The organism is Sulfodiicoccus acidiphilus, assembly GCF_003967175.1.
GTDB classification, from domain to species: domain Archaea; phylum Thermoproteota; class Thermoprotei_A; order Sulfolobales; family Sulfolobaceae; genus Sulfodiicoccus; species Sulfodiicoccus acidiphilus.
The window spans coordinates 2,317,860-2,339,702 of the sequence record NZ_AP018553.1 but is presented as its reverse complement, the minus strand read 5'-3'; the positions used below and the strand labels follow the sequence as shown (position 1 = coordinate 2,339,702).

Annotated in this window: 28 protein-coding genes; 17 read left to right on the top strand and 11 right to left on the bottom strand. The window is 48.7% G+C overall.

Translation table 11 applies throughout. The annotated features are described in order from the left end of the window. Positions 1–8 precede the first annotated feature (8 nt). From ilvC to HS1genome_RS11780, 5 genes are all read right to left on the bottom strand, one after another. The gene (gene ilvC, locus HS1genome_RS11800) at positions 9–1,013 is read right to left on the bottom strand and encodes a ketol-acid reductoisomerase (protein WP_126451220.1); all 1,005 of its coding nucleotides are present in this window, start codon (positions 1,011–1,013) and stop codon (positions 9–11) included. Continuing rightward, positions 1,000–1,323, bottom strand: coding sequence for an ACT domain-containing protein (locus tag HS1genome_RS11795; protein WP_126451219.1), 324 nt, complete (start codon positions 1,321–1,323; stop codon positions 1,000–1,002). The genes ilvC and HS1genome_RS11795 overlap by 14 nt, the downstream gene beginning before the upstream one ends. Next, a complete protein-coding gene (locus tag HS1genome_RS11790; protein WP_126451218.1) occupies positions 1,301–3,010 on the bottom strand; it encodes an acetolactate synthase large subunit in 1,710 nt (569 codons plus the stop codon). The genes HS1genome_RS11795 and HS1genome_RS11790 overlap by 23 nt, the downstream gene beginning before the upstream one ends. A 175-nt stretch (positions 3,011–3,185) precedes the next feature. Further along, positions 3,186–3,677, bottom strand: coding sequence for a magnesium-dependent phosphatase-1 (locus tag HS1genome_RS11785; RefSeq protein WP_126451217.1), 492 nt, complete (start codon positions 3,675–3,677; stop codon positions 3,186–3,188). Positions 3,678–3,687: 10 nt separating this feature from the next. Further along, positions 3,688–4,446 (bottom strand): GTPase, encoded by a 759-nt coding sequence (locus HS1genome_RS11780; RefSeq protein ID WP_126451216.1) that lies wholly within the window; start codon positions 4,444–4,446, stop codon positions 3,688–3,690. A gap of 45 nt (positions 4,447–4,491) precedes the next feature. Here HS1genome_RS11780 and HS1genome_RS11775 point away from each other — a divergent pair, with 45 nt between their 5' ends. Continuing rightward, a complete protein-coding gene (locus HS1genome_RS11775; RefSeq protein WP_126451215.1) occupies positions 4,492–5,439 on the top strand; it encodes a hypothetical protein in 948 nt (315 codons plus the stop codon). A gap of 27 nt (positions 5,440–5,466) precedes the next feature. Here HS1genome_RS11775 and HS1genome_RS13125 read toward each other — a convergent pair whose 3' ends face one another. After that, positions 5,467–5,598: a hypothetical protein gene (locus HS1genome_RS13125; RefSeq protein ID WP_269470934.1), complete on the bottom strand. Its 132-nt coding sequence runs from the start codon at positions 5,596–5,598 to the stop codon at positions 5,467–5,469. Between the two features lie 119 nt (positions 5,599–5,717). Continuing rightward, positions 5,718–6,317 carry a UbiA family prenyltransferase gene (locus HS1genome_RS11770; protein ID WP_232018769.1) on the bottom strand — a complete coding sequence of 200 codons (600 nt, stop codon included), beginning with the start codon at positions 6,315–6,317 and terminating at the stop codon, positions 5,718–5,720. A gap of 41 nt (positions 6,318–6,358) precedes the next feature. Between HS1genome_RS11770 and HS1genome_RS11765 the strand changes: the two genes are divergently transcribed. After that, positions 6,359–6,577 (top strand): PolB1-binding protein PBP2 family protein, encoded by a 219-nt coding sequence (locus HS1genome_RS11765; protein ID WP_126451214.1) that lies wholly within the window; start codon positions 6,359–6,361, stop codon positions 6,575–6,577. On the opposite strand, the gene HS1genome_RS11760 is transcribed toward HS1genome_RS11765, so the two are convergent. Together HS1genome_RS11760 and speD are read right to left on the bottom strand one after the other, a co-directional pair. Beyond that, positions 6,545–7,471, bottom strand: a complete 927-nt coding sequence (locus HS1genome_RS11760) for an NAD(P)-binding protein (protein ID WP_126451213.1) — start codon at positions 7,469–7,471, stop codon at positions 6,545–6,547. The genes HS1genome_RS11765 and HS1genome_RS11760 overlap by 33 nt on opposite strands. Then, positions 7,472–7,846: an adenosylmethionine decarboxylase gene (gene speD, locus HS1genome_RS11755; RefSeq protein ID WP_179950425.1), complete on the bottom strand. Its 375-nt coding sequence runs from the start codon at positions 7,844–7,846 to the stop codon at positions 7,472–7,474. Positions 7,847–7,903: 57 nt separating this feature from the next. Here speD and HS1genome_RS11750 point away from each other — a divergent pair, with 57 nt between their 5' ends. From HS1genome_RS11750 to HS1genome_RS11740, 3 genes are all read left to right on the top strand, one after another. Continuing rightward, entirely contained in the window at positions 7,904–8,284 is a 381-nt protein-coding gene (locus HS1genome_RS11750; protein ID WP_126451212.1) for a hypothetical protein, read from the top strand. A gap of 777 nt (positions 8,285–9,061) precedes the next feature. Beyond that, positions 9,062–9,346, top strand: a complete 285-nt coding sequence (locus tag HS1genome_RS11745; protein ID WP_126451211.1) for a DUF211 domain-containing protein — start codon at positions 9,062–9,064, stop codon at positions 9,344–9,346. After that, positions 9,343–10,299, top strand: a complete 957-nt coding sequence (locus tag HS1genome_RS11740) for a TIGR00269 family protein (protein ID WP_126451210.1) — start codon at positions 9,343–9,345, stop codon at positions 10,297–10,299. The genes HS1genome_RS11745 and HS1genome_RS11740 overlap by 4 nt, the downstream gene beginning before the upstream one ends. Here HS1genome_RS11740 and HS1genome_RS11735 read toward each other — a convergent pair. Next, entirely contained in the window at positions 10,283–10,813 is a 531-nt protein-coding gene (locus HS1genome_RS11735) for a cob(I)yrinic acid a,c-diamide adenosyltransferase (protein WP_126451209.1), read from the bottom strand. The two genes, HS1genome_RS11740 and HS1genome_RS11735, sit on opposite strands and share 17 nt — an antisense overlap. Positions 10,814–10,863: 50 nt before the next feature. Here HS1genome_RS11735 and leuS point away from each other — a divergent pair, with 50 nt between their 5' ends. Further along, entirely contained in the window at positions 10,864–13,734 is a 2,871-nt protein-coding gene (leuS, locus tag HS1genome_RS11730) for a leucine--tRNA ligase (RefSeq protein ID WP_126451208.1), read from the top strand. A 626-nt stretch (positions 13,735–14,360) separates the two neighbouring features. Here leuS and HS1genome_RS11725 read toward each other — a convergent pair. Continuing rightward, entirely contained in the window at positions 14,361–14,954 is a 594-nt protein-coding gene (locus HS1genome_RS11725) for a hypothetical protein (RefSeq protein WP_126451207.1), read from the bottom strand. Between the two features lie 30 nt (positions 14,955–14,984). Between HS1genome_RS11725 and hisC the strand changes: the two genes are divergently transcribed. Genes hisC through HS1genome_RS11675 form a run of 11 tightly spaced genes read left to right on the top strand, consistent with a single transcriptional unit; the run spans position 14,985 to position 21,819 of the window. Beyond that, positions 14,985–16,097, top strand: coding sequence for a histidinol-phosphate transaminase (gene hisC, locus HS1genome_RS11720; protein ID WP_229768266.1), 1,113 nt, complete (start codon positions 14,985–14,987; stop codon positions 16,095–16,097). Beyond that, on the top strand, positions 16,075–16,932 hold the full coding sequence (gene hisG, locus HS1genome_RS11715; RefSeq protein ID WP_126451205.1) for an ATP phosphoribosyltransferase: 858 nt from the start codon (positions 16,075–16,077) through the stop codon (positions 16,930–16,932). The genes hisC and hisG overlap by 23 nt, the downstream gene beginning before the upstream one ends. After that, a complete protein-coding gene (gene hisA / locus HS1genome_RS11710) occupies positions 16,929–17,621 on the top strand; it encodes a 1-(5-phosphoribosyl)-5-((5-phosphoribosylamino)methylideneamino)imidazole-4-carboxamide isomerase (RefSeq protein ID WP_126451204.1) in 693 nt (230 codons plus the stop codon). The genes hisG and hisA overlap by 4 nt, the downstream gene beginning before the upstream one ends. 4 nt (positions 17,622–17,625) lie before the next feature. Then, entirely contained in the window at positions 17,626–18,195 is a 570-nt protein-coding gene (gene hisB / locus HS1genome_RS11705; protein WP_126451203.1) for an imidazoleglycerol-phosphate dehydratase HisB, read from the top strand. Beyond that, positions 18,192–18,947, top strand: coding sequence for an imidazole glycerol phosphate synthase subunit HisF (hisF, locus tag HS1genome_RS11700; protein WP_126451202.1), 756 nt, complete (start codon positions 18,192–18,194; stop codon positions 18,945–18,947). The genes hisB and hisF overlap by 4 nt, the downstream gene beginning before the upstream one ends. After that, entirely contained in the window at positions 18,944–19,783 is an 840-nt protein-coding gene (gene hisD / locus HS1genome_RS11695; protein ID WP_338067362.1) for a histidinol dehydrogenase, read from the top strand. Before hisF ends, hisD begins: the two co-directional genes overlap by 4 nt. Before the next feature lie 26 nt (positions 19,784–19,809). Further along, complete coding sequence (locus HS1genome_RS13255) at positions 19,810–20,142, top strand: histidinol dehydrogenase (protein WP_338067376.1); 333 nt, start codon at positions 19,810–19,812, stop codon at positions 20,140–20,142. Then, a complete protein-coding gene (gene hisE / locus HS1genome_RS11690) occupies positions 20,135–20,416 on the top strand; it encodes a phosphoribosyl-ATP diphosphatase (RefSeq protein ID WP_126451201.1) in 282 nt (93 codons plus the stop codon). The genes HS1genome_RS13255 and hisE overlap by 8 nt, the downstream gene beginning before the upstream one ends. After that, the gene (hisH, locus tag HS1genome_RS11685) at positions 20,413–21,009 is read left to right on the top strand and encodes an imidazole glycerol phosphate synthase subunit HisH (RefSeq protein WP_126451200.1); all 597 of its coding nucleotides are present in this window, start codon (positions 20,413–20,415) and stop codon (positions 21,007–21,009) included. Before hisE ends, hisH begins: the two co-directional genes overlap by 4 nt. Continuing rightward, the gene (hisI, locus tag HS1genome_RS11680) at positions 21,006–21,383 is read left to right on the top strand and encodes a phosphoribosyl-AMP cyclohydrolase (RefSeq protein ID WP_197721494.1); all 378 of its coding nucleotides are present in this window, start codon (positions 21,006–21,008) and stop codon (positions 21,381–21,383) included. Before hisH ends, hisI begins: the two co-directional genes overlap by 4 nt. Positions 21,384–21,420: 37 nt before the next feature. Next, on the top strand, positions 21,421–21,819 hold the full coding sequence (locus tag HS1genome_RS11675) for a metal-sulfur cluster assembly factor (protein WP_126451198.1): 399 nt from the start codon (positions 21,421–21,423) through the stop codon (positions 21,817–21,819). The last annotated feature ends 24 nt before the right edge of the window (positions 21,820–21,843 follow it).

The following is a 21,843-nucleotide window of genomic DNA, read 5'->3' as shown; positions in this document are numbered from 1 at the left end:
CTAGCCCCTCAGGACTTAGGCTTACCCCTGAGGGCTAATTCCCTTAGCGCTGCTCCAACTTGTTCTTCCTTACTATTCTTCAGATCCTCTAGCATGGATTTCATTGTCGGCATCCCCTTGTTGTACTCCTCTATCCATTCGTTAGCGAAGGAGCCGTCCCTCACTCTTTGAGCCGCTTCTCTCATTTTCCTTTTTACGTTATCGTCTATTAGTTTTTTACCTACCGTGAGACCACCGTATTTTGCAGTGTCTGAGACAGCCGTCATCATGCCGGTAATGCCCTTTTCGTATATTAAATCAACTATCATTTTCATTTCGTTTATAGCTTCAAAGTAACTTACCTCTGGCTGATAACCTAACTCCACCAGGTTTGTAAAGGCCGCTCTCAGTAGTTCCGAAATTCCTCCAACTAACACCGTTTGTTCTCCAATTAGATCAGTCTCTGTCTCCTCCTTGAATGTAGTCTCTATCACACCTGCCCTAGTAGCTCCTATCCCTTTGGCTATTGCTAGAGCCTTCTTTAGAGCCGAACCTGACACGTCCTGATGAACTGCCACAAGTGCTGGTACTCCTCCTCCACGCATGTAATACTCCCTGACAGTCGGACCGGGGCCTTTAGGTGCTATCATGTAGACGTCCGACGTTAGAGGAGGCTCTATTAGCTTATAGTGAATGTTGAAGCCATGGGCGAAAACCAAGTCCACCCCGCTCTTCATGATAGGCTTTACTTTTTCCAAGTAAACAGTTCGTTGGGCCATGTCTGGTATTAGGAAAATTATCACGTCAGCCTCACGTACAGCGTCCTCAGTTAGCTGAGGGAATATCCCGTCCTGCTCTGCCCTTTTCCAGGACTCTCCCTTTCTTTCTAGACCCACGATAATGTTCATACCAGAATCCCTCAAGTTAAGTGCCCAAGCTCTCCCCTGGCTTCCGTATCCGAGTACGGCTATTTTCTTTCCTAACAGGGGGGAAAGGTCCGCGTCCTTCTCAGTATAGATCTTAGCCAACTTCATCTCCCCACTCGTATGCAGTTACTCTCTTATATATAGGTAGTCTTCCCATCAATGTTTCGCTTTCTTGGCTCGTATCATTCTCTAGAACTTCTACCCTCTCTATGTCTACCGTCTTACTGAGGTTCAGAATGGCTAACTTCTGGTTCTTACTCTCCTTCAGTTTCATTGTTATCTCCACGGTGTCCCCTGAAACCTTAGCATTCATCCACTCCAAGTCTACCCACAGTCTCCTCAACGTCCCCATTATTCTCTCTAATACACCTGGGTCTCGATATACCGCCGTTATTCTAACTACCTTTTCTTGGATCACTCACAATCACCTGCGACAGTTTTCCTCCAGGGGGAAGTGTAGGTAAGGCTAGCTCCTCTTTATCTATGGGTATTCTTATTACAGCTGGAACTCTTTCAGCCATCGCCACCTTGACCGATCTCTCTATGTCCTCGTAGGTGTATGCATCGAATCCCATCGCTCCGAAGGCCTCGGCTAGCTTCACGAAGTCTGGGGAATTTCCGTAATCCACGCCAACTATTCTCCTTGATTGGAATAGATCTTGAACTTGCCTCACTAAACCAAGAGTTCTATTATCCATTATGATAGAGATCACCGGTATGTTCTCGTCTACAGCAGTGGCTAAGTTGGTCGCGGTCATCAGGAAGGATCCGTCGCCATCTATGTCAACTACAGTCCTCTCAGGCCTCGCCATCTTAGCTCCCATGGCTGCGGGGAGTCCGAAACCCATGGTGCCCATTCCCGTCGACGATAGGAACGTTCTAGGTTCAAGTACCTCCCAGAAAACCTCTGCCCACATTTGATGTTGTCCTACTCCAGTGGTCACTATGGCGTCCTTTGGTATACTGTTCCTCAAGGTCTTCAGGATCCTCCAAGGTTTCAGTTTCTTTCCATCGTCTTCGAAGTAGAACTTTGAATAGTACTCCTTCAATTCCTTCACTCTCCTCATCCAGCTTGAGCGTTCATTGCGTTTTCCTACTATCAGCAAGGCCTCCCGTAGCTGTCTCGCTATGGACTTAGCATCTCCGTTTAAGGTGACGTTTATACCAACCGCCTTCTCCGCATCCGTGGGGTCTATGTTCACCATTATTATCTTTCGCCCATCCTTAAACTCCTCTCCAGAAGTCACTGTTCTATCACTTATTCTAGCACCTATCGCAACTACCAAGTCTGCTTCTAGTGCCACCTTACTAGCTTCAGCTCTCCCATAATAGCCCATTGGGCCCACGTACAGTGGGTGGTCGTGCGGTATTGCAGACTTTCCAGGTAAGGTTGAAACTATAGGAGCCATTAGTGTTTCTGCTAACTCCAATACCTCTTGTGTAGCGTTAGCCCATACAACACCTGTTCCCACCAAGATGACAGGTCTTTCTGCACTGATCATTAACTTGGCAGCTTCCTTGATTTTCTCAAGCGTCACATTGCTCTTAAAGGGCCTGTAACCTCTCAAAGGTTTAACAACCGGCTCTCCATTAACTTCCTCTAAGAGAACGTCTCTAGGAATGTCCACTAGGACTGGACCAGGCCTCCCCGTTGTAGATATGTAAAAGGCGTTTCTTATCCATGTAGGAATGTCTTCGGCCTTCCTAACTTGGACAGTATATTTGGTGATGGGCGCGAAGATTCCAGGCGTGTCGGCTTCTTGAAATGCCAGCTTACCTATTGATTGTCTGACGACCTGTCCTGTTATTGCAACCACTGGAGAGCTGTCTTGGAACGCCGTGATTATTCCTGTGACCAAGTTAGTAGTTCCAGGTCCAGAAGTGGCAGTGCACACGCCTGGAACTCCGCTGGCCCTCGCATAGCCGTCTGCAGCATGTGCAGCCGCCTGCTCGTGTCTCATTAGCACATGTCTTAGCTCCCCGCTCTGAAGATCCTCCAGGAACGCATCGTAGAGAGGCATATTAGTGAGCCCGGGAATACCGAAGATCACTTTCACGCCCTCTCTCTTCAGCGCATCTATCGTCAGTTTAGCTCCGTTAGTCAAGGCCTCTCCACCTCCCCACTAAGTAGTTCCTTAGAGGCGCAGAGGCTTTTCCTTTGAGACATATTATACTTGGAGAGAGAACTCACCGGTCACGTTTGGTCCCAACCATAACCCTGTGATATCCGTTATAAGTTTTTCCTACATTCTAACGGCGTTCACCTATAGATATAAGCTGCTAACTATTCGGTTCATTCTCAATCATTTTCAGGATTTCTCGGTGCTCCTTGACGTCTTTCCACATTTCAAGACACTTCACTTTTCCAATGTGAAACCAGATGTAACCGAAGTGATCCCTTCTGTCATCGACGTATAACACTTCATCCGGCTTTATTCGCATTCCGAGCTGTGAGGCTCTGATTAAGAACTCCATCAACATCATGAACTTGTACGGATAGTCTTTAGATACCACAACGTCGAACCTTAAATCTAGTAGGGAAAGGACTCTCTTAGTGGCGGATTCGTAGTTCCACGTTGCAAGACCTAACATAATTCCCGTTTCCCTCAAAGTCTTCAGTGTGTCTCTAACACCTGGGAAGACGACTACCCTGTCTCCCCTTCCATCAACTAGGACGTCTCCAGACACACTCATTGGCTCAACCAACTCCGATATGTTGTGATGGTTCCAGAGGGTCTTATCAGCGTCGTAAACTACAGCCTTGATTACCATTTCTAGTTCCCTACGTCGGAGGAAACGTGTAATAAGTTATTTTCCCCTCATGATATTGCCTTATTACCGCCCGTGCCGCCTCTTCTACGTTGGGTTCTCCATCTTCGCTGTAAACCCAGCCCCGTTTTCTTGCTATTAATTCAAGTAATTCCTCAGGCCCTCGAAACGGTCCATACTTCCTCACTAACTCTTTCTCACTTAGAAGTATCGCGGTTCGCAATATCCTAATCGCTGGGAGTACTGGATCGGGTATTTTCTCCACAGGGAGTCCCCTAATTGTCTTCTCGAACGGATCTCCATCTGGAGGAAGTGTACCAGGAGTATCGTAAAATGTTAGATTCCCCACCCTAAACCTATTGACTCTCTTTGTAAACCCCGGCGACTTGGGAAATTTTGAGGTAGAGGTGGAGTGTCTGCCTTTCAAAGCGTTTATTACTGAGGACTTGCCAGTTTTGGGGAAGCCTACTAAGACCACCTCTCCTTTTCCTCCTAACAGTCGCTGCACTTCTGCCCTGAGGAACTTAGTTCCCATGTGACCCGTGGCGGCAAGATAGACGGCACTTAGTCCCTCCCTTTCGAAGTGTTTCTTCCACGATTCAGCAACCTCCCTCGGAACAAGGTCCGCCTTATTTAGAGCGATCAGTATTTTCCTTTCTGACTGTCTGACCCTAGCCTCTATAAACCTAGAGTGTGTTAGAAGCGGTTCTCTCACGTCTACGACTTCTACAGCAAGGTCTGCCTTACTTAGCAATCGTAATAGGAGCTTCATTTACCTTCACCTTTATTTAATGCAACGTAAGTGCAGGTGAGTAATATGCCAGTTGGAGAACTAATAACCTTCAGTGAAGGAGACATTGATGGCTTCCTAGATCATGTGACGTATATAGAGTCCACTTCGTTAAGGGGAGGGAGGAACCAGACTTACCCCTTCACGCTGGAGAAGAGACCCGCTGAGACCTATTTGGTGATAAATTTACAAAGGAACTCTATCGTTTCTCCGAAATGGAGAGTGTGGATAAACGACTTCTCGTTGACAAGGGAATTTCGTCCGACTATTGAGCAACAAATGGGAGGGAGAACGTTTTCGTCCGTAATATACGACATAACCCCGGTGGTAAAGGAAGGGAGGAACGAAGTGAGCCTGAGCTCTATAGGAACAGAGCTAACTTTACTTGAGCTCAGCGTTGTTTCCATATTCAGGGGAGAAGGATTCTTCACTAAGTACAGCCTTAAAGCCGGGAGTATGTTGCTTAGAGCTGGGGAGGAATATGCGATCAGGGGAAAAGGGACAGGCTATGTGGTCCTGAGAAGTAACTGCAGGACCAGACTGAAGGCCTTTGAGGGAGATAGAGTGCTCGACTTGGCATTGGATCCAGGTGAAGCAAACGAAATAGAAGTTCCGAAGACGGACGGGTTCAAGCTTGTTCACCTTGGGGAGTCGGCTCAGAGCACTGTAGCGATTCCTTTATTGTACTGGATGGAGGTAACGGAGCCTGAGGTGGAGTTAGGTCTGGAAGCTGAGAGGACGGCTGAGCACATCAAGTTGGAAGTGTTTAACAATAGCGACTCTCCCTTGGACAAAGTAGTGCTTAGCGTACTCAATAACGGAATAACCATAAGTTACAAAGTGGTGAGGGAGATGAGCGCTCGTTCCTCCCTCGTCGTTACAGTTCCCCTAAGTAGGGACGTTAGGGGATCGTTAGTAGTTAGAGCTGTTGGTATAAGGGGTAGCCTCAGGAAGGCAGTAACTAAAGTTGTGTGAATCACCCCGCCCTAACTGGCGGAGTCGTTAATGAGGAAAGACGAACGGGACACTTCCTAGGATGAACGCGGCTATGCCGATTAGAGCTGCTACCTTCAAGTACTTGCTACCTCTTGCAGCGTTCTCTATCAAGGGAGGTAGCGTCAACGTTTTAACCACATAGAAGAGAAAGGCTAAAAGTAACACTATATAAGCCAAATTGTAGTGAAAGAGAATAGGTAAGGGAGAAATTAGTGCCGTTGACAATATCAGTCCTTTTGCAGTGTTCCAAGCCGGCCTTACCCCAGCCTTATTGCTAGTGTCTTCACGCCGTGGGCGTAGTCACCGTTGTAGTCCTCTACACCTTTAACCACTTCTCTCCCAAGGGTCAAAAGGAACGAATAGACTACTGGTATCATAAGCGTAATTGAACTTAGGGCGTTAACTGAAACCGAAATCCCGCCAAAGAATATGGATAGGGCAGTGGTTAGTGCGACTACTAAGTTTCCAACTGGCCCCTGTTTCTTTAACCACAGCGCATAGCTTACGAGAAGGAATATTGTCAACAAAGCTATTGTGAACGGTACAGGTCCGAGAAGCGCTGAGAGGGAGGCACCTCCTAAGAAAGATATTAGCGTTATCGCTTTAGCTTCTCTCAAACTGACTTCCCCAGACGGTAAAGGACGCTCTGGCTTGTTCACTTTATCTATTTCTACATCCCTGATATCGTTAATGACGTATCCACCTCCTGCTACTAAGGCAACTACAACCATTGAGATCAAGAGCGTTTTCCACTCTATTCGCCAGGACGTGAAAACCACGTATCCCATTAAATCCCCAACAGCAGCTCCTATGACGTTCTGTATTCTCACCAGTTGGAGTAGCCTCTTCGTTTTCAACTTTATGGAACCATAAAGGGGAGTGTAATTAAACGTTAACTATGGCAACCGAGAAAGAGATAGAGTTAGCGATCAAATATTTTAAAGAAAATATATCTGTTGGCGAGTTAATAGCAGTCAGGGAACTTATGGCGGAAGGAGTTAAGGAGCCAGAAAAAGTCATAGAGGCATTACTTCAGATGGGAATAATAGAGCGAGGAGAGGGCTGTTTCAACCTGGTGAGGGATTCAAAACGGAACAAGCAATCGGAAAAGCCTTGAGTGCAAATCAAACTCGTCTCCCACCTTGAACTCTCTGTCTTTCATTAGTCGGAAGGCTGAAAGCAAGGTAGGCCAAGTCCATTCCATGAAACGTGTGATGTTGTATTGGGTTGTCACCTCTTTAATTAGGGATTTTCTGGTTTGAAAATACTGAGAGGGGTCACCTAAAGCGATCCACTTTACTAGGGGTTCCAGTAGGGCAGCTATGCCGTAAATTCCGCCTCCCGTGAATGTCTTGATCAATCCTGTCGCATCACCTATCTCAGCGTTTAGGTTGAAACGTGGTTTAGCTCTAGGTATAGCGCCGCCATGGACCTCCAATCTTCTTTTCTCCAGATGAGGAAGGAAGTAAATAGGGTCGGTGTAGGATATTGCTCCTACTAGGGTCCTACTCGGTGTCGGAACTATCCACGAGAAACCACCCACGTTTCTCCGATCGAAGTAGACTAATATATGGTCTAGATTGGTAGGCTCGGCGGAGTACTCTATTCCCCTGATCCACCTCGCTTTACCCTTCCATCCCCAAGCCCTTACTATCCTTCCTCTATACACCTCGTTGCTGGCTACGACGCAGTCTTCCTTGATCACTGCGTTAACCGGCCTGATCACTCGAAAGTTCATGTCGAGATCCATTTCTAATCGTTGTCTATCTAGTCTAACTACATCCGTTTTCACTAGAATGGAGTACTTTCCATATTTCAGTTCGATTTCCTTGAACTCTGCTTCCACGTATTCCTTACCAACGTTAAGTTTTGCCAGGGTCGATCTGCTAATTATTCCTGTACACTCTTTTCCAGGCTTTCTTCTCCTGTCGAAGACGATCGTCCTTCCATGTTCTCGTAATTTCTCGGCAGTAAGTAGTCCTGCTAGTCCGCCGCCCACTACGATGAACATCTAGAAATCAGATGACCGGTCAGTCTGGTTCATACTAAACCTTTTCGCGTTCAACTTGGTTGCGATGTACTTGAAAGCGGCCACGGGATCGGTGTGTGCACCACAGGAGTAGACGTCGACTGTAGCGAACCTATACTCTGGCCAAGTGTGAACCGTTATGTGACTCTCCAATATTATTGCGACAACGCTTACCCCCTCCCCAATTTTCCAGCCCCTTATGTCAAGCAACGTCATATTTCCTTCGCTGACTGCCCTGATTACAACTTCCCTAATTGTTTCTTCGTCACGCAGAGCTTCTACGTCGCACTCGTAGAGGCTTCCAAACACTTGTTTTCCTATTACTTTTGGAGCATCCAGAGCCCTAGCCCCCATCATCACGTTGGCCCCCCGACAAAATATAACCCCTATGCCCCCCCTATTTAAGTATTTAGAGTGTTGCAGCGACTGTGTCTAACAATTCGTTTCGAGAGGACGACTTTCGAGCCGGAGGGCGCCACGAAGGTGAGGGGACTCGACCACCTCCCCGACGAGGGATCCCCAACTAACTTCGACGGGAAGTGTCGAACCCCCGAGTCCACTCGGCTAGCGGAGTCCGTCGCACCCGGCCTGAACCCGGGGAAGCGGGCGGTGGGAGAGGTCAGGCAGGTGGAGGGAGCAAATCCCCGGTGGAGGACGAGAGCGGCCTCGCCTAGACCGGGTGGTACGTCCTCTCCCGGGGGTGCCCCCGCCGTCGACGACGAGGTGCTATGTGTCCAATGGACTGAGGGGACGTCACCCCCTGAGGGAAGCGGTGGAGGCCTCCTGTCGGTCTGAGCGCGAGCTGAGACCGACGAACTCTCCCCGGAACAGCGTAGACGCTCAGGTGGGCCCCTTCGTCGCCCACGAGCCGCCTCGGCGGGGGGAGAGGAATTGTTTGACGGATTCGTTCCGGCTGTCCTCAGTCTCCTGCACAATTTCTGAAGACCTTGTGGCTCACTATATAGAACAATAGGCAAACCTCACCTTAAAAGGCTGGAAAATTTTCAAAATATACTCCGTGTACGTTAACCTCTTCTGGATAACTCCTCGAAAATTAAGGAGTGAGAGCGACCCTACTCTCACAACGTAGGAGGAGCGGTACGAAGTCGAATTGAGGAATAAGAGGACAAAACTGTTTGAAGCAAGTGAATATAATACTCCAGAACACTGCGCTTTTCATTGTCCTAGAGTCAAAAGACGACCCAGAGACATCGCCCACTGTCCTGTGGGTTGCGAACTTTATTCCGACTTGAATGGTGCCCTGAATATTTTCAGGAAGGCGTCGGAATCGTTGTATTGGTGATCAGGAAACCTCCTCATCTTACATTGTGGACAGTGCATTGTAGATAGCGGTGTGGTGGAGTAGCACCCATAGAGACCTCTGGTGGCCTTCACTATTTGCACTGGAGGAGGAGGTCGAATCTCCTTTCGACGAAGCCCATAAGTATAAGATTCTTATCGTCATCAAGTGTTGCGTTCGATGGAGCGAGTAATTCGGTTTCAAGAGGGATTGCTCCTTTGTAGAGCAGTTTTTATCTTAGAAACAATGGATCTACGCTTGGTTGCAGTTGCATGGGAAGAATAAGGAGGATAACGTTAGACGTACTCAAACCGATTAAGGGAGTATCTATAGTTGAACTTTCTGAGAGAATCTCTTCCTTGGAGGGTGTAGAAGGTGTCAACATAACTGTGACAGACATGGACGTAGAAACAATGGGCCTCATGATAGTTGTAGAGGGGGAGGCCATCAACTTCAGCGCTGTTAAAAGATTGCTTGACGATACTGGTTGCGCTATTCACAGCATAGATGAAGTGGCCAGCGGCACTAAATTAGTTGAAGGAAGGAGACCCAAATGAGTTGCGACTCATGTCGGATTAGGGAGCCAAGAGTATTTCAGCCTCATACGAGGAGGAAGCTCTGCAAGGAGTGCTTCCTCTCGGATGTCAGGGCCAGAGTAGCGGTCGAGGTAACCAAGCTCGGGTTAGACAGGACCAAGAAGATCTTGGTCGCGGTGTCTGGGGGGAAAGACAGTTTCGTATTGTTAGACACACTGAGGCGGCTGATAGATAGAGAATCGCTAGTCCCGTTTACCATAGAGGAGGGAATAAGAGGATATAATAGGGAAGACCAGACTGAGCAGTTGATATCCTTAACTGGCATCTATAACATTATAAAGAGTAGCTTCAAGCAATCCGTCGGTTACACGTTGGATGACATGATGACCGCAGCTAACCATTCTAACATGAACGTCTCAGCATGCACCTTCTGCGGAGGCTTCAGAAGGAAGCTGATCAATGACGCAGCTAGACGGGTTGGCGCTGACGCAGTTGTTACTGGCCATAATTTGGACGACGAAGTGCAGACTATAGTGATCAATTTATTAAGGGGAGACGTAGAGAGGTTGATCAGGTTTGGCAATTCACCATTACGACTAAGTGACAGGTTCGTCCCCAGATTGAAACCTCTAAGAAGGATATATGAGTGGGAAACCACGATGTACGCTGAACTGAGCGGTTACAAGTTTCAGGACGTGGAATGCCCTTACATGGTTACGAAGCCTACTCTCAGGGCTAAGGTAAGGGAGCTTCTCTATCAGTTAGAGTCGACTTCCCCTGGCTCCCTTCTGAAAATACTTGACGTCTTTGATGGTCTTTCTGAGAAAATGCGTTCCTCTTCAGGACAGCTTCCCTCACTTCCCCTCTGCAGAATTTGTGGGGAACCTACTAGCCTTAATAGGGAAATATGCAAAAACTGCGAGCTCCTGTTGAAGAGCGGACTTTTAGACATGCTGTCTAAAAGTATCTATTGATATCGAAATATCGTTCCTGACTATTACTCCTCTTGTTGGCGACTACGGCCATAGAGAACAGCATCGAAGATAAGCGGTTCAAGTAAACTATTGTCCAGCGGTTCACGCTCACTTCCCGACTTAACCTTACCAACTTTCTCTCCACTCTCCTGGCTATTGTCCTAACTAAGTGAAGTCTCACTGCCTGTTCCGTTCCCCCAGGGATCACGAAGAGCCTCACGGGGCCGCTCTCTTTTCTGTAGTAGATCGTTCTTTCCTCTATCCACTTAACGTTCTCCTCAGAAAAGGAAGCTCTTTCCCCCTCTGTGGCGACATCTTGGCCTAGTTGGAATAGTTCGAACTGGACTCTCTCAATGTCACGTCGCATGTCCTCCCATGTGAGGGAGCTGAGTGCAAATCCTAGGAAGGAATTTAGTTCGTCTACCTCACCTAGGAATTCCACCACTGGCGAATCCTTCCCTATTCTCTTATCCTTGACGGAGGTGGTGCCGTCATCTCCAGACCTAGTGAACACTGGTAGTACTTCACTAATGACTTAAAATATGCTACTGTTAGTCTCACTCAATGAATGAGGTCTCCTCCAACTTCGTCTCGGTCCTCAGGGAAATCGCCAGTAAGTGGCAGACCGTCTGGAGCTCTGGAAAAGTTTACGATGCGGAGCCCGACCCCAAAAGACCCAAGTTCTTTCTGACTGCTGCTTTCCCATATCCCAACAGTCCCCCTCACCTAGGCCACGCGAGAACATATGGTACAGCAGACGTTTACGCAAGGTACATGAGGATGAAGGGATATAACGTCCTCTTTCCTCTCGGGTTTCACTTCACGGGGACGCCGATTATCACAATGGCCGACGACATCGCACGAGGGGATAGGGAACTGATTGACATTTTCAAGTCCATCTACGACATTCCACCTGACAAGATATCAATGCTCGCTGACCCCCTGTTCATGGCTAACTACTTCAAGGATGAGATAAAGGCAGCACTCACCGAAATGGGAATGAGTCTAGACTGGAGGAGGGAGTTCACCACTATAGATCCAGAGTTCTCGAGCTTCATCACGTGGCAGTTCAAGAAACTTAGTGAACGCGGATTCGTTGTGAAGGACACGCATCCAGTGGGTTGGTGTCCAGTGCATAATTTACCGGTCGGAATGCACGACACGAAGGGGGATGTTGAGCCAGAGATCGGAGAATTCACGCTTATCTACTTCGAAACTGATAGTGGTATACTTCCGGCAGCGACCCTGAGGCCAGAGACTGTGTTGGGGGTCGTGTGCATCTGGATCAACCCCTCAGAAAAGTACGTCAGTGTCGAGATGGATGGAAAGAAGTTCATAATGGCAGAGAAGGCTGCCCAGAAACTCGCATTCCAAGTGGATGACCTGAGAATAGTCGATAAAGTAGATCACTCTAAGCTTCTAGAGCTTAAGGCCAAGAACCCGTTGACCAACATGTTCGTTCCAGTGATCCAGGCGGAATTCGTTGACCCACTGATGGGAACAGGGGTAGTGATGAGCGTACCAGCGCATGCGCCCTTCGATTATTTCTATATAAAGAAAAAGGGACTCAAGGTAACCCCTATAAAGGTAATTGACGTACCAGGGGAGCAAGTCCCTTTGGCTGTGAAGTTAGTCGATCAACACCCACCAAAGGGTAAGGAAGAGTTGGAGAAGTTGACTGAAGAGGTCTATAAGACGGAGTTCCACAGAGGAAAAATGTCTCCAGACGTACTTCAGCTCGCAGCCCCTCAACACAGGGAAGAATTGAGCAAGCTGGTAGGAGCGTCGGTGAAAGAAGCGAGGGAGATGTTAACTAGTTTCCTAATTAGAAAAGGGCAGGGAAGGAGGATCTATGAAATGATGAATAGGCCAGTCTACTGCAGGTGTGGCAATGAGACTGTGGTTAAACTACTGAAGGATCAATGGTTCTTGGATTATGGCAACGAAAAGTGGAAGGAACTCTCACGGGAGCTCCTCGCTCAAATGCGATTGTTGCCTGAGGAAGTCAGGAAGGACTTCCAGTATTCAATCGAGTGGTTAGAGAAGAGGGCCTGCGCGAGGACTAGGGGGTTGGGGACTCCACTTCCATGGGATAAGAGGTGGATAATTGAGAGCTTAAGCGACTCTACAATCTATATGGCTTATTACACATTTGTGAAAACAATGAGGGACGCTGGGATTAGGGCCACACAATTAACTCCAGAGGTGTGGGACTACTTACTATTGGGGGAGGGGGACGTTAAACAAGTGTCCCAGCGATCAGCCATACCAGAAGATGTCCTCTCTAAAATGAGGAACGAGTTCCTGTATTGGTATCCACTCGACTCTAGACACAGCGGCAAGGACCTCATTCCAAATCACCTGTCCTTCTTCATTTTCAATCACGCAGCCATCTTCCCGCGGGAGCTCTGGCCCAAGCAGATCGTGGTTAACGGCTTCGTGCTTTATGAGGGGAAGAAGATGAGCAAGTCCTTGAGGAACATACTTTCCTTGAGGAGGGCAATAAGGACTTACGGGGCGGACACGGTTAGGTTGACTGTACTGGGAGGAGCCGAGATAGGGACAGACTCCAACTTCACAGACTCGGACGCAAAAAGCGTCCTAGAACAGCTCAGATGGCTTTACGAATTCTCAAGGTCAATAACAGGGTCAGAGACGGTTGACGTACCTGAGAGATGGCTGATGAGTAAGCTCCAATTAGCCGTAGGAGATGTCACCACGGCCATGGAGCAGTTGAGACTTAGGGAAGTAATGAATACGTTGGTGTATAAGTTGAGATACTACGTAGAGGACTACCTAGACATGGTGAAGGCCGCTAATAGAGGTCCTAACGAGAAAATATTAAGGCAATTTATTGAAACATGGATTAAAATGCTCTTTCCTCTTGCCCCTCACATCTCGCAGGAGATCTGGAGTTCTTTAGGTCACAGGACTCTGCTTGATACCGAAAAGTGGCCAGTAATGGAATCCTCCTTAGTGGACGTAGAGAGCGAGCTAAGTGTGGAATACATCCATTCTCTAATAGACGACATAAAGTCTATTATGAACGTGGTTGGTGGTCGTGCTGAGGAGGCTTCCATATATGTGGCCGAACGTGACAAAGGGGAGCTCTTGAGGAAGGTCATTTTAGAGCTGAAGCAAGGCAAGGGGTTTGGAGAGCTGATGAAAGAAATGAGACCACATGACAGGGAGTCAGCTAACTTGTTGAGGCGAGTCATAGAACAGGCCTCTCAAATGAAAGTGGAGCTGAGGGAAAAGGTATTGGCAATTAATTTAGACGAGTTAAGTGTTATATCTAAGTTTTCCAGCTACATAGCAATGAAAACTGGACTGAAGGCCGTGAAGGCCTACGAAGCCTCCATGATGAAAGTCCACGGCGTTAAGAAGGACTCTCTGCCCATGAAACCAGCCATAATGTTATTAACTAAAGGGTAAAGTTAGAGACTATAGCACCTTCGCGCGACCAAACGCTTTCAATCTCTTCTAAACGTCCTTGTCTAGAGTTGCGTTCACGTAGTGCCACCCGAGGACTTCAGTCGACTACCCCCGAACCGAGGACTGACACCTCTCGAGAGGGTGGGGGACGAGGAAGGTGAGGGTGGTGCTCCCCTCCACCGGCCCCGAGGACTTGAGGGTTTGCGATCCCTTAAGGGTGGCCGGGGCGGAATTGGAAGTGGGTGAGTTACGCCGCGGGTAAACACAATGCAGTCTTCTTAGGAAAGTGTGGAGCTTAGTTCTCTAGGGTTCGGGCTTTCATTGATTTTTCGCGAACTTGCAATTCTCAGTCTAGCGCTTCACCGAAGTCTTTGGGAGCGTTCATCTTTCTCAGCCCAGTTGGTGAAGGTGACCTGGACCTATCTCTATGTCGTCCCGAGGAAGTGGGAAGATCCGAACACCTCCAAACCACTAGACCTTGTCGGTACGACTACCCCCATTTGCTGTGGCATTATTTTGTCTTAACTGTAAAATATTAAACCACAGTTTAATGGAAGCTGTTGACTAGGGCTTCCCACAACTGTGGCCTAATTAGCTCTCACTACGTAAGTTTGGGGACTTTAGCTTTACCCTTCCCTCATGTTCTTTTTCTTCACTAGCCTCCCAATCAAGTCTAGATATCCCTTCTCCTTGAGCCTCCATACTACTTCTCTGACGGCATCCCTTGTCATTCCACATCGCTTCGATGCTACCGCTACGACGTCTTTAAGTTCGGCCTCACCTCCCCACTCCTCCAGTAATCGAAGGACTTCGGCCTCATCACTCCCCATTTTTAGTTCGAGCAATTGGCCACCACTTATACGAAAATTGAAAAGCTCGTTAGCTAGAGTTGCTTTGAAGGAGCCATCACTTAATTTCACAACCTCTACGACGTCAGCCTGAAGTTTCAATCTCTTGGGCGAAGTAGCTAGCCAGAATTCCTGTGGTACTTCTAGCTCACTCTCGGCCTCGAAGACGAGGAGTTTCGCACCTTCTACGCACCTAGGATTGAATTCCAGGACAGGAGCCAAGTTCCACCTTATCTTGTGCTCGTTAATTATGCACACGTCGTTAGTTTTGGCCAGGATGGCTCCTACTTTGAATAGTAGCATTAAATTGACTGAGTAAAAGTAAGACCTCACTAAGCTCTTTCTTGACGCTAACAACTCCAGTAGGCGCATTGTAACTGAGTCCTCGGGAGCAAAAACGTTATTTATCTTTTCGTCTGTCTCACCGCCGAGGGTAGGCTTATTGCATCGAAGAAGGACGTTAGGAATCTGATTAAACCCTATTTGAGGGGCGCGAAGCCCTACAACTTCACCGACTTTAAGGACGCATTAAGATTACATCTCAACGAATCTCCATATCCTCCCCCCAAGTTCGTGTTGGACGCAGTAAGTAGTTGGCTGGATAGGGGAAATAGGTATCCCACTCCGGACTTAACAGAACGCTTCAGGAGGTTGGCCGCGGAATATAACGGAGTGGAGCCCTCCAACATCTATCCCTCTCCAGGGGGGGATGGTGGCATCAGACAGCTCTTCTACAATTTCCTTGCAGCAGGGAGCACTGTAACTATAAACTCGCCCTCCTATAGTATGTACGAGGTTTATTCGGCAGCAACCGGAATGCGGCTACTTAAGGTGAACCTAAGGGAAGAAGGCGATAGTTGGAAGGAGGATCTACCTTCCCTATACACCTTGGCCGCTCAGTCTGATCTAGTGGCAATTGACGATCCGAACAATCCAACTGGCTCTCCAATGCTGGAAGCCAAGAGAGAACTGATTGAGGAACTGTCCTCCAGAGCAAAGGGCCTTGTGCTCATAGATGAAGCCTACTACGAGTTCTCGAAGTACACTGTGGCCAAAATGGTGCAGGACTTCCCTAACGTAATAGCACTAAGAACTATGAGCAAAGCTTTCTCAATGGCCGCCTTCAGAGTTGGTTATCTGATAGCCGACAGGGAGATCGTGGACGCTTTGATGAAAGTCTCTACTCCATTTGACGTGGCTTTGCCTGGTTTAGTAGCGGGGATAGCCGCTCTAGAGTCCCCGTCTTACGCCCTTCGAGTGGCCGATGAGGTCTCTAGGAACAGGGAGCGTTTAAGGAGGGAGCTACTGAGCCTCGGTTTGAAGGTCTATCAGTCCGTGACCAACTTCCTCCTAGTGAGATCGGAAACAGACATACTCACACCTTTACTGTCGAAGGGAATTGCCATAAGGAAATATGGAAAGGACCTTTACAGAATAACTGTGGGAACCGAGGCAGAGAACCGCATTCTCGTGACTTCCCTAGGTGGTATCCTTGAAGATAGCCGTTCCAAATAAGGGTAGACTGCAGAGGCCAGTCCTGGATCTCCTCTATGCTGTAGGTATAAGGCCGCTCGCGTCTGACGACCGAGCACTTATCTTACCCACTAGCTGGGACGGAGTCCAATTAGTCATGGTTCGCACCGAAGACATTCCAAACATCGTGGAGGCTGGGGCCGCGGAACTCGGAATGACCGGTCTAGACTATGTAGTAGAGTCTGGAGCCGAGGTGGAGGAACTAGTCAGGCTCGATTTCGGTAGGGCCAAGCTGGTCCTTGCCCTCCCGATCAGTTGGAACATCGAGGATCCTACTAAAATTGACAGAGAGATAAGGATAGCCACCAAGTACGTGAACATAGCTACGGACTATCTGAAGCGGAAGGGGATTAAAGCCAAACTAGTGAAAATTAGTGGAGCTGCAGAGGTCATGCCTTCCCTTAACGCCGCCGACGGAATAATAGATGTTACCAATACTGGGACCACGTTGAGGCTGCATGGGCTAAATCCAGTTGACGACGTAATGGAGACTTATGCGGTAGTGATAGGTAACAAGAATTGGATGAAGAGCGACGAAGCAGACAAGGTCAACATGGTGCTAACAATGATAAAGGGCACAATAACCGCACGCGGGAAGAAGCTCATCCTCATGAACGTGCCTAACGACGATCTGGACAAAGTTTTAGCCTCCTTACCAGCCATGCTTGCTCCAGCCATAACTAGGTTGAGTCGTGGAGATGTTTGGGAGGTGATAACTGTGGTTGATGAGAGGGATTTACCTGAAGTGGTGGCTACTCTGAGAGGAAAGGGAGCCAAAGACATACTCATAGTAGACATAGAGAAGGTGATAAGGTGAAAGTAATTCCTGCACTTGACGTCAGCAGTAGATTGGTTGTTAAGAGAGTGAGGGGGATTCCTGGGACGGGATTAGTTGTAGGCGATCCGATGAAGGTAGCACGAGAGGTCCTAGAAGAAGGTTACGATTCACTGCACTTAGTCGACTTAGATGCCGCAGCTGGAACAGGAGACAACAGTGCCACTCTACTCAAAGTTCTCAAACTCCCCTTCAAGTGGATCCAAGTTGGTGGAGGTGTGAGAAGCTTAGATAGAGCTAACCTTTACTTGAAGTCAGGTGCGAGTGCTATAGTGTTTTCAACTTTGCCCTTCACGGATCCTGAGAAGTTTGATTATATAACGAGGGAAATTGGAAAAGATAAGGTCTTAGTTTCATTGGACTACGCTAACGGGCGAATATTAACGCGGGGGTGGACAGTATCCAGCATCTCGCTCGATCAGGCCATATCCAAGGTAGGCAAAATGGATGTGAAGGGAACTGTGCTGACTCACGTCGGAACTGAGGGAACCGAGGGCGGGGTGGACGAGGGCGCCTTAATCGTAGCTAAAGGCCTCCGTGGGCTTAAGGAATATGCGGGCGGGGTCTCCACGATGGAACACTTACTTAAGATCAAGAGTGCTGGATTTGATGCGGTCTTATTAGGAATGGCCTTTCATGACAGGAAGTTGAGGGGTGTAGTAGACGTCTAGATCGCTGAGCAGGAGGAGAGAGACGAGAGAGACGGTGGTGGAGTTGTCGATAGATATAGATTCTCCAGGCCCAATTGAAGTGAAAACACCTGTCCCCTTTCTAAATCACATGCTTTACACCCTACTGTTCTACATGAGGACCAGTGCCACTCTGTCAGCTACCGATAAACTAGGTTACGACGACCACCACGTGGTCGAGGACTGCGCTATCGTATTGGGAGATGCTTTGAGGGAACTGTTGGGAGACAGAGCAAGTATAGCTCGCTTCGCCAGCGTTGTGGTACCCATGGATGACGCTTTGGTTTTGGCTGCGGTGGACATCTCAGGTAGGGGAGAAGGTTTCGTGAAATTAGACTTGTCGCGAGAGAATATAGGGGGAATGTCGACAGAAAACGTAGAACATTTCATGAAAACCTTAGCAAGACGGGCCGAAGTCACCTTGCATCTAAGGCAGCTGGACGGAAGCAACGTCCACCACATAATAGAGGCGGGCTTCAAAGCAGTGGGGATGGCTCTTTACCAGGCAACTAGGAAAACCGAAGAGGGAGTTTTCAGTACGAAGGGGATGCTATGACGACCAAACGCATAATACCATGCTTGGACGTGAAGTGGGGGAGAGTGGTTAAGGGGGTAAAATTCCTGAACCTAAGGGATGAGGGGGATCCAGCGGAGCTCGCCTCACGCTACGAGGAGGAAGGAGCAGATGAGTTAGTATTCCTAGACGTTACGGCGACTGTGGAAGGGCGAGGGACCCTCCTAGAGTCCGTTAAGTCAGCGGCCAGCGTCGTTTCCATCCCATTAACCGTAGGGGGAGGTGTCAGGTCCGTTCAGGATGCCAGTTCCCTCTTTTCCGCTGGGGCTGACAAAGTGAGTCTAAACACCGCCGCAGTAGAGAACCCAAATTTAGTCACCCAGATAGCGCGAGAGTTCGGCTCACAGGCTGTAGTAGTCGCGATAGACGCCAAAAGGAGCTCCAGCGGCTGGAAGGTGCACGTGAAGTCCGGCTCCGTGGCCACAGAGTTGGACGTAGTATGGTGGGGGACCAAGGTGGTTCAGTTGGGAGCCGGGGAGATCCTTTTGACTAGCATAGATAGAGACGGTACTAGGGAAGGGTATGATGTGGAGTTAACGCGTGCCGTGACTTCCTCAGTTAACGTTCCAGTAATCGCCAGTGGAGGCGCAGGGAAACCTGAACACATTCTCCAAGTCTTAACAGAAGGAGGAGCTGACGCTGCATTAGCTGCGGGCATGTTTCACGATGGAGTGACCACGGTGTCTGCTGTAAAACGCTTCCTCTTGTCATATGGAGTTGAGGTCAGGCCTTGATATATCATACCTTACCTGACAGAAGAAGCGACATCGGCGATTACGTAGAGAAGGTTAGGGCCATAGTTAATGAAGTACGCCAAGGCGGCGACAATGCTCTCATTAAGCTAACGGAGAGGCTTGACGGCGTGAAGTTAAGCACGGTAAAGGCAACGAAGGAGGAAATTGACGAAGCCTCAGCTAAGCTACCACATAGAATAGCAACCGACATAGACGTTATATTCAAGCACCTTTACGATTTCCACTCTCAAACTAAGCCTCCTAACCAAGGAATAAGTCAATCTAATCTAGTGATCGATCTAGTGTGGGAGCCCATTCGCAGGGTCGGGATTTACGTACCCAAAGGCAGGAATTCTTACCCTTCAACCCTGCTCATGACAGGTGTCCCTGCTATTGTGGCGGGAGTGGATGAGCTTTACGTCGCCTCCGCCCCATCCGTTTCCGGTCTAGATCCTGCTGTCGCCTATATTTCCAAGAAAATGGGGGTGAGGGAAATCTACAGACTAGGAGGCCCGCAGGCCATAGCAGCAATGGCCTTTGGGACAGAGAGTGTGGCCAAGGTAGACAAAATTGTCGGCCCTGGGGGGTTATTTGTTCAGGCAGCTAAGCTATTGGTGAGTCAATGGGTGGGAATAGATGGAATAGAGGGGCCCACGGAGTTGGTGATAGTTGCTGACGAGAGTGCTGATTCCAGACTAGTGGCACATGACCTACTTGCACAAGCTGAGCACGGGCCTAATACAGTTCTAGTTCTTCTGAGCACCTCCGAGGCAGTTCTAAAAGAGGTTGAGAGAGCGATCCAATCTAGTGGCTCCCCGAGAATGGCTATCACTTAGTTAAGGTAAGCAGCCTTGCTGAGGCTATTGATCTGTCAAGGTCACTTTCTCCAGAACACTTATCGCTTCATGTGAAAGACGCAGAGGCTTACGTCTCTGAAGTTAGGAACGCCGGCATCGTAACTCTAGGCGACACACCACCCGCCCTAGTGGATTACTGCGCAGGTCCAAGTCATGTGTTACCAACTTCTGGGTGGGCACGCTTTAGAGGAGGTCTCTCCATTTACGACTTTTTAAAGCAACGAGCTGTCGTGAGAGCTAAAGGCATTGAGAAGGACCTTTGGTCTGCAGCCGTTGACATCGCAAACTACGAAGGCTTCATGTGGCACGGAAGGAGCATAGGTGCTAGGTATGAGTGAGGTTCTAGACCAACTGTACTCCACGATCCTCCAAAGAATCAGGGAGAAGCCAGAGGGTAGCTACACTGTAGAACTGTGGAGGAAAGGTAAGGGCTACGTGGCTAGAAAAGTGGGCGAGGAGTCCGTAGAAGTGGTTGTGGCGTCGCTCTCTGAGGGAAAGGAAAGGACAGTCAGTGAGATAGCAGATCTCCTCTACCACATGTTAGTCCTTATGGCAATGAACGATATTAGTCCAGAGGAAGTCTATGCAGAGATAAGGAGGCGGATGAGGTGAGGGCCCTAGTGGTGAACTACGGTGTGGGAAATTTGTTCAGCATATCTTCAGCGCTCAGAAGGAAGGGCCTCGAGGTGGACATTGGCACAGAGCTAACGAACTCTTACGATCTCCTCGTGTTTCCCGGTGTAGGTGCGTTCTCCGCAGTCTCCAAGTTCCTGAACTCGAGGAGAGATCAACTCAACGAACTCAAGGAGAGTGGTTCGAGGTTTTTCGGGGTATGTCTGGGAATGCAGGTAATGTTCCAGTCGGGGAGCGAGGGCGGCAGGAGTGAGGGGCTAGGCTGGCTAAAGGGCGTTGTGGACAAGCTTGTTAACTCTCCCAAGTTGCCTCACATAGGTTGGGACAGATTAATTGAGACTAAGCCCTCTATCCTAATTGAGGGGTTGGAGGGCAAATACTTCTACTTTGTTCACAGTTACGCAGCGTACGACGTCGATAATGATTATGTGAGGGGTTTCTCTGTGTATGGTGTGAAGTTCCCAGCTGTAGTAGAGAAGGATAGTTTGGTTGGCACTCAGTTCCATCCTGAGAAGAGCGGAGCCAGTGGCTCTCTCTTTCTTGACAACTTAATGAGGTGGTTGAAACGTTGAGGCTCTCAAAGGAAGAGGCCGCCAGGATCGTCGAATCTCTTAACTACCGACATGAGGAAGGAACTGTAGTTGCTGTAGTTCAAGATAACCACAGTCTGGAAGTTCTGATGGTCGCCAGTGTGAATAGAGAGGCCCTCTTCAAGACACTCACTACGGGCTTGCTTCACTTCTGGTCCTTGAGCAGGCACTCCCTTTGGTTGAAAGGCGAGACCAGTGGAAATTACCAGTTATTGGTAGACTTCAAGGTGGACTGCGACGCTGACGCAGTTTTATTTAAGGTGGAGCCCAAGGGACCGGCTTGTCACACCATGAATAGGAGCTGCTTCTACCGTGGGTACGGCGAGCTGACAGCCGACAGATCGAGCAAACATTGAAATTAGGCCGAAGAGAGAATCCATTTGGTTATCTACTATGTCACATTCAAATGCACAGGTGAACAAGGAAGAGTGGAAGGCCAAGATAATGGACGCGTTGACTCAGGTCTACGATCCGGAGATCCCAGTTGACATTGTGAACCTGGGTCTAATTTACGATCTGAAGATAGAAGACGATGGGAAGGTCTACATAAAGATTGGTCTGACGGCCCCGGGATGCCCTGTCATCGACGACTTAGTCTATACCGTTGACGCTGTTATAAGGGAAAGTGTTCCGGCTCCTGATGTCAAAGTGGATGTGGACATGGAAACACAGTGGAATCCCATGAAAATGAGTGCCCAAGGCAGAGAGAAGTTCAAGAAAATGTATGGTTACGACATAGTGGAGATGTGGGTCCAGACTTACGGCATGCCGATAGAGGAGCAGAGGGCGTAACGTTTTTACCTGTAGGTCGTAGCT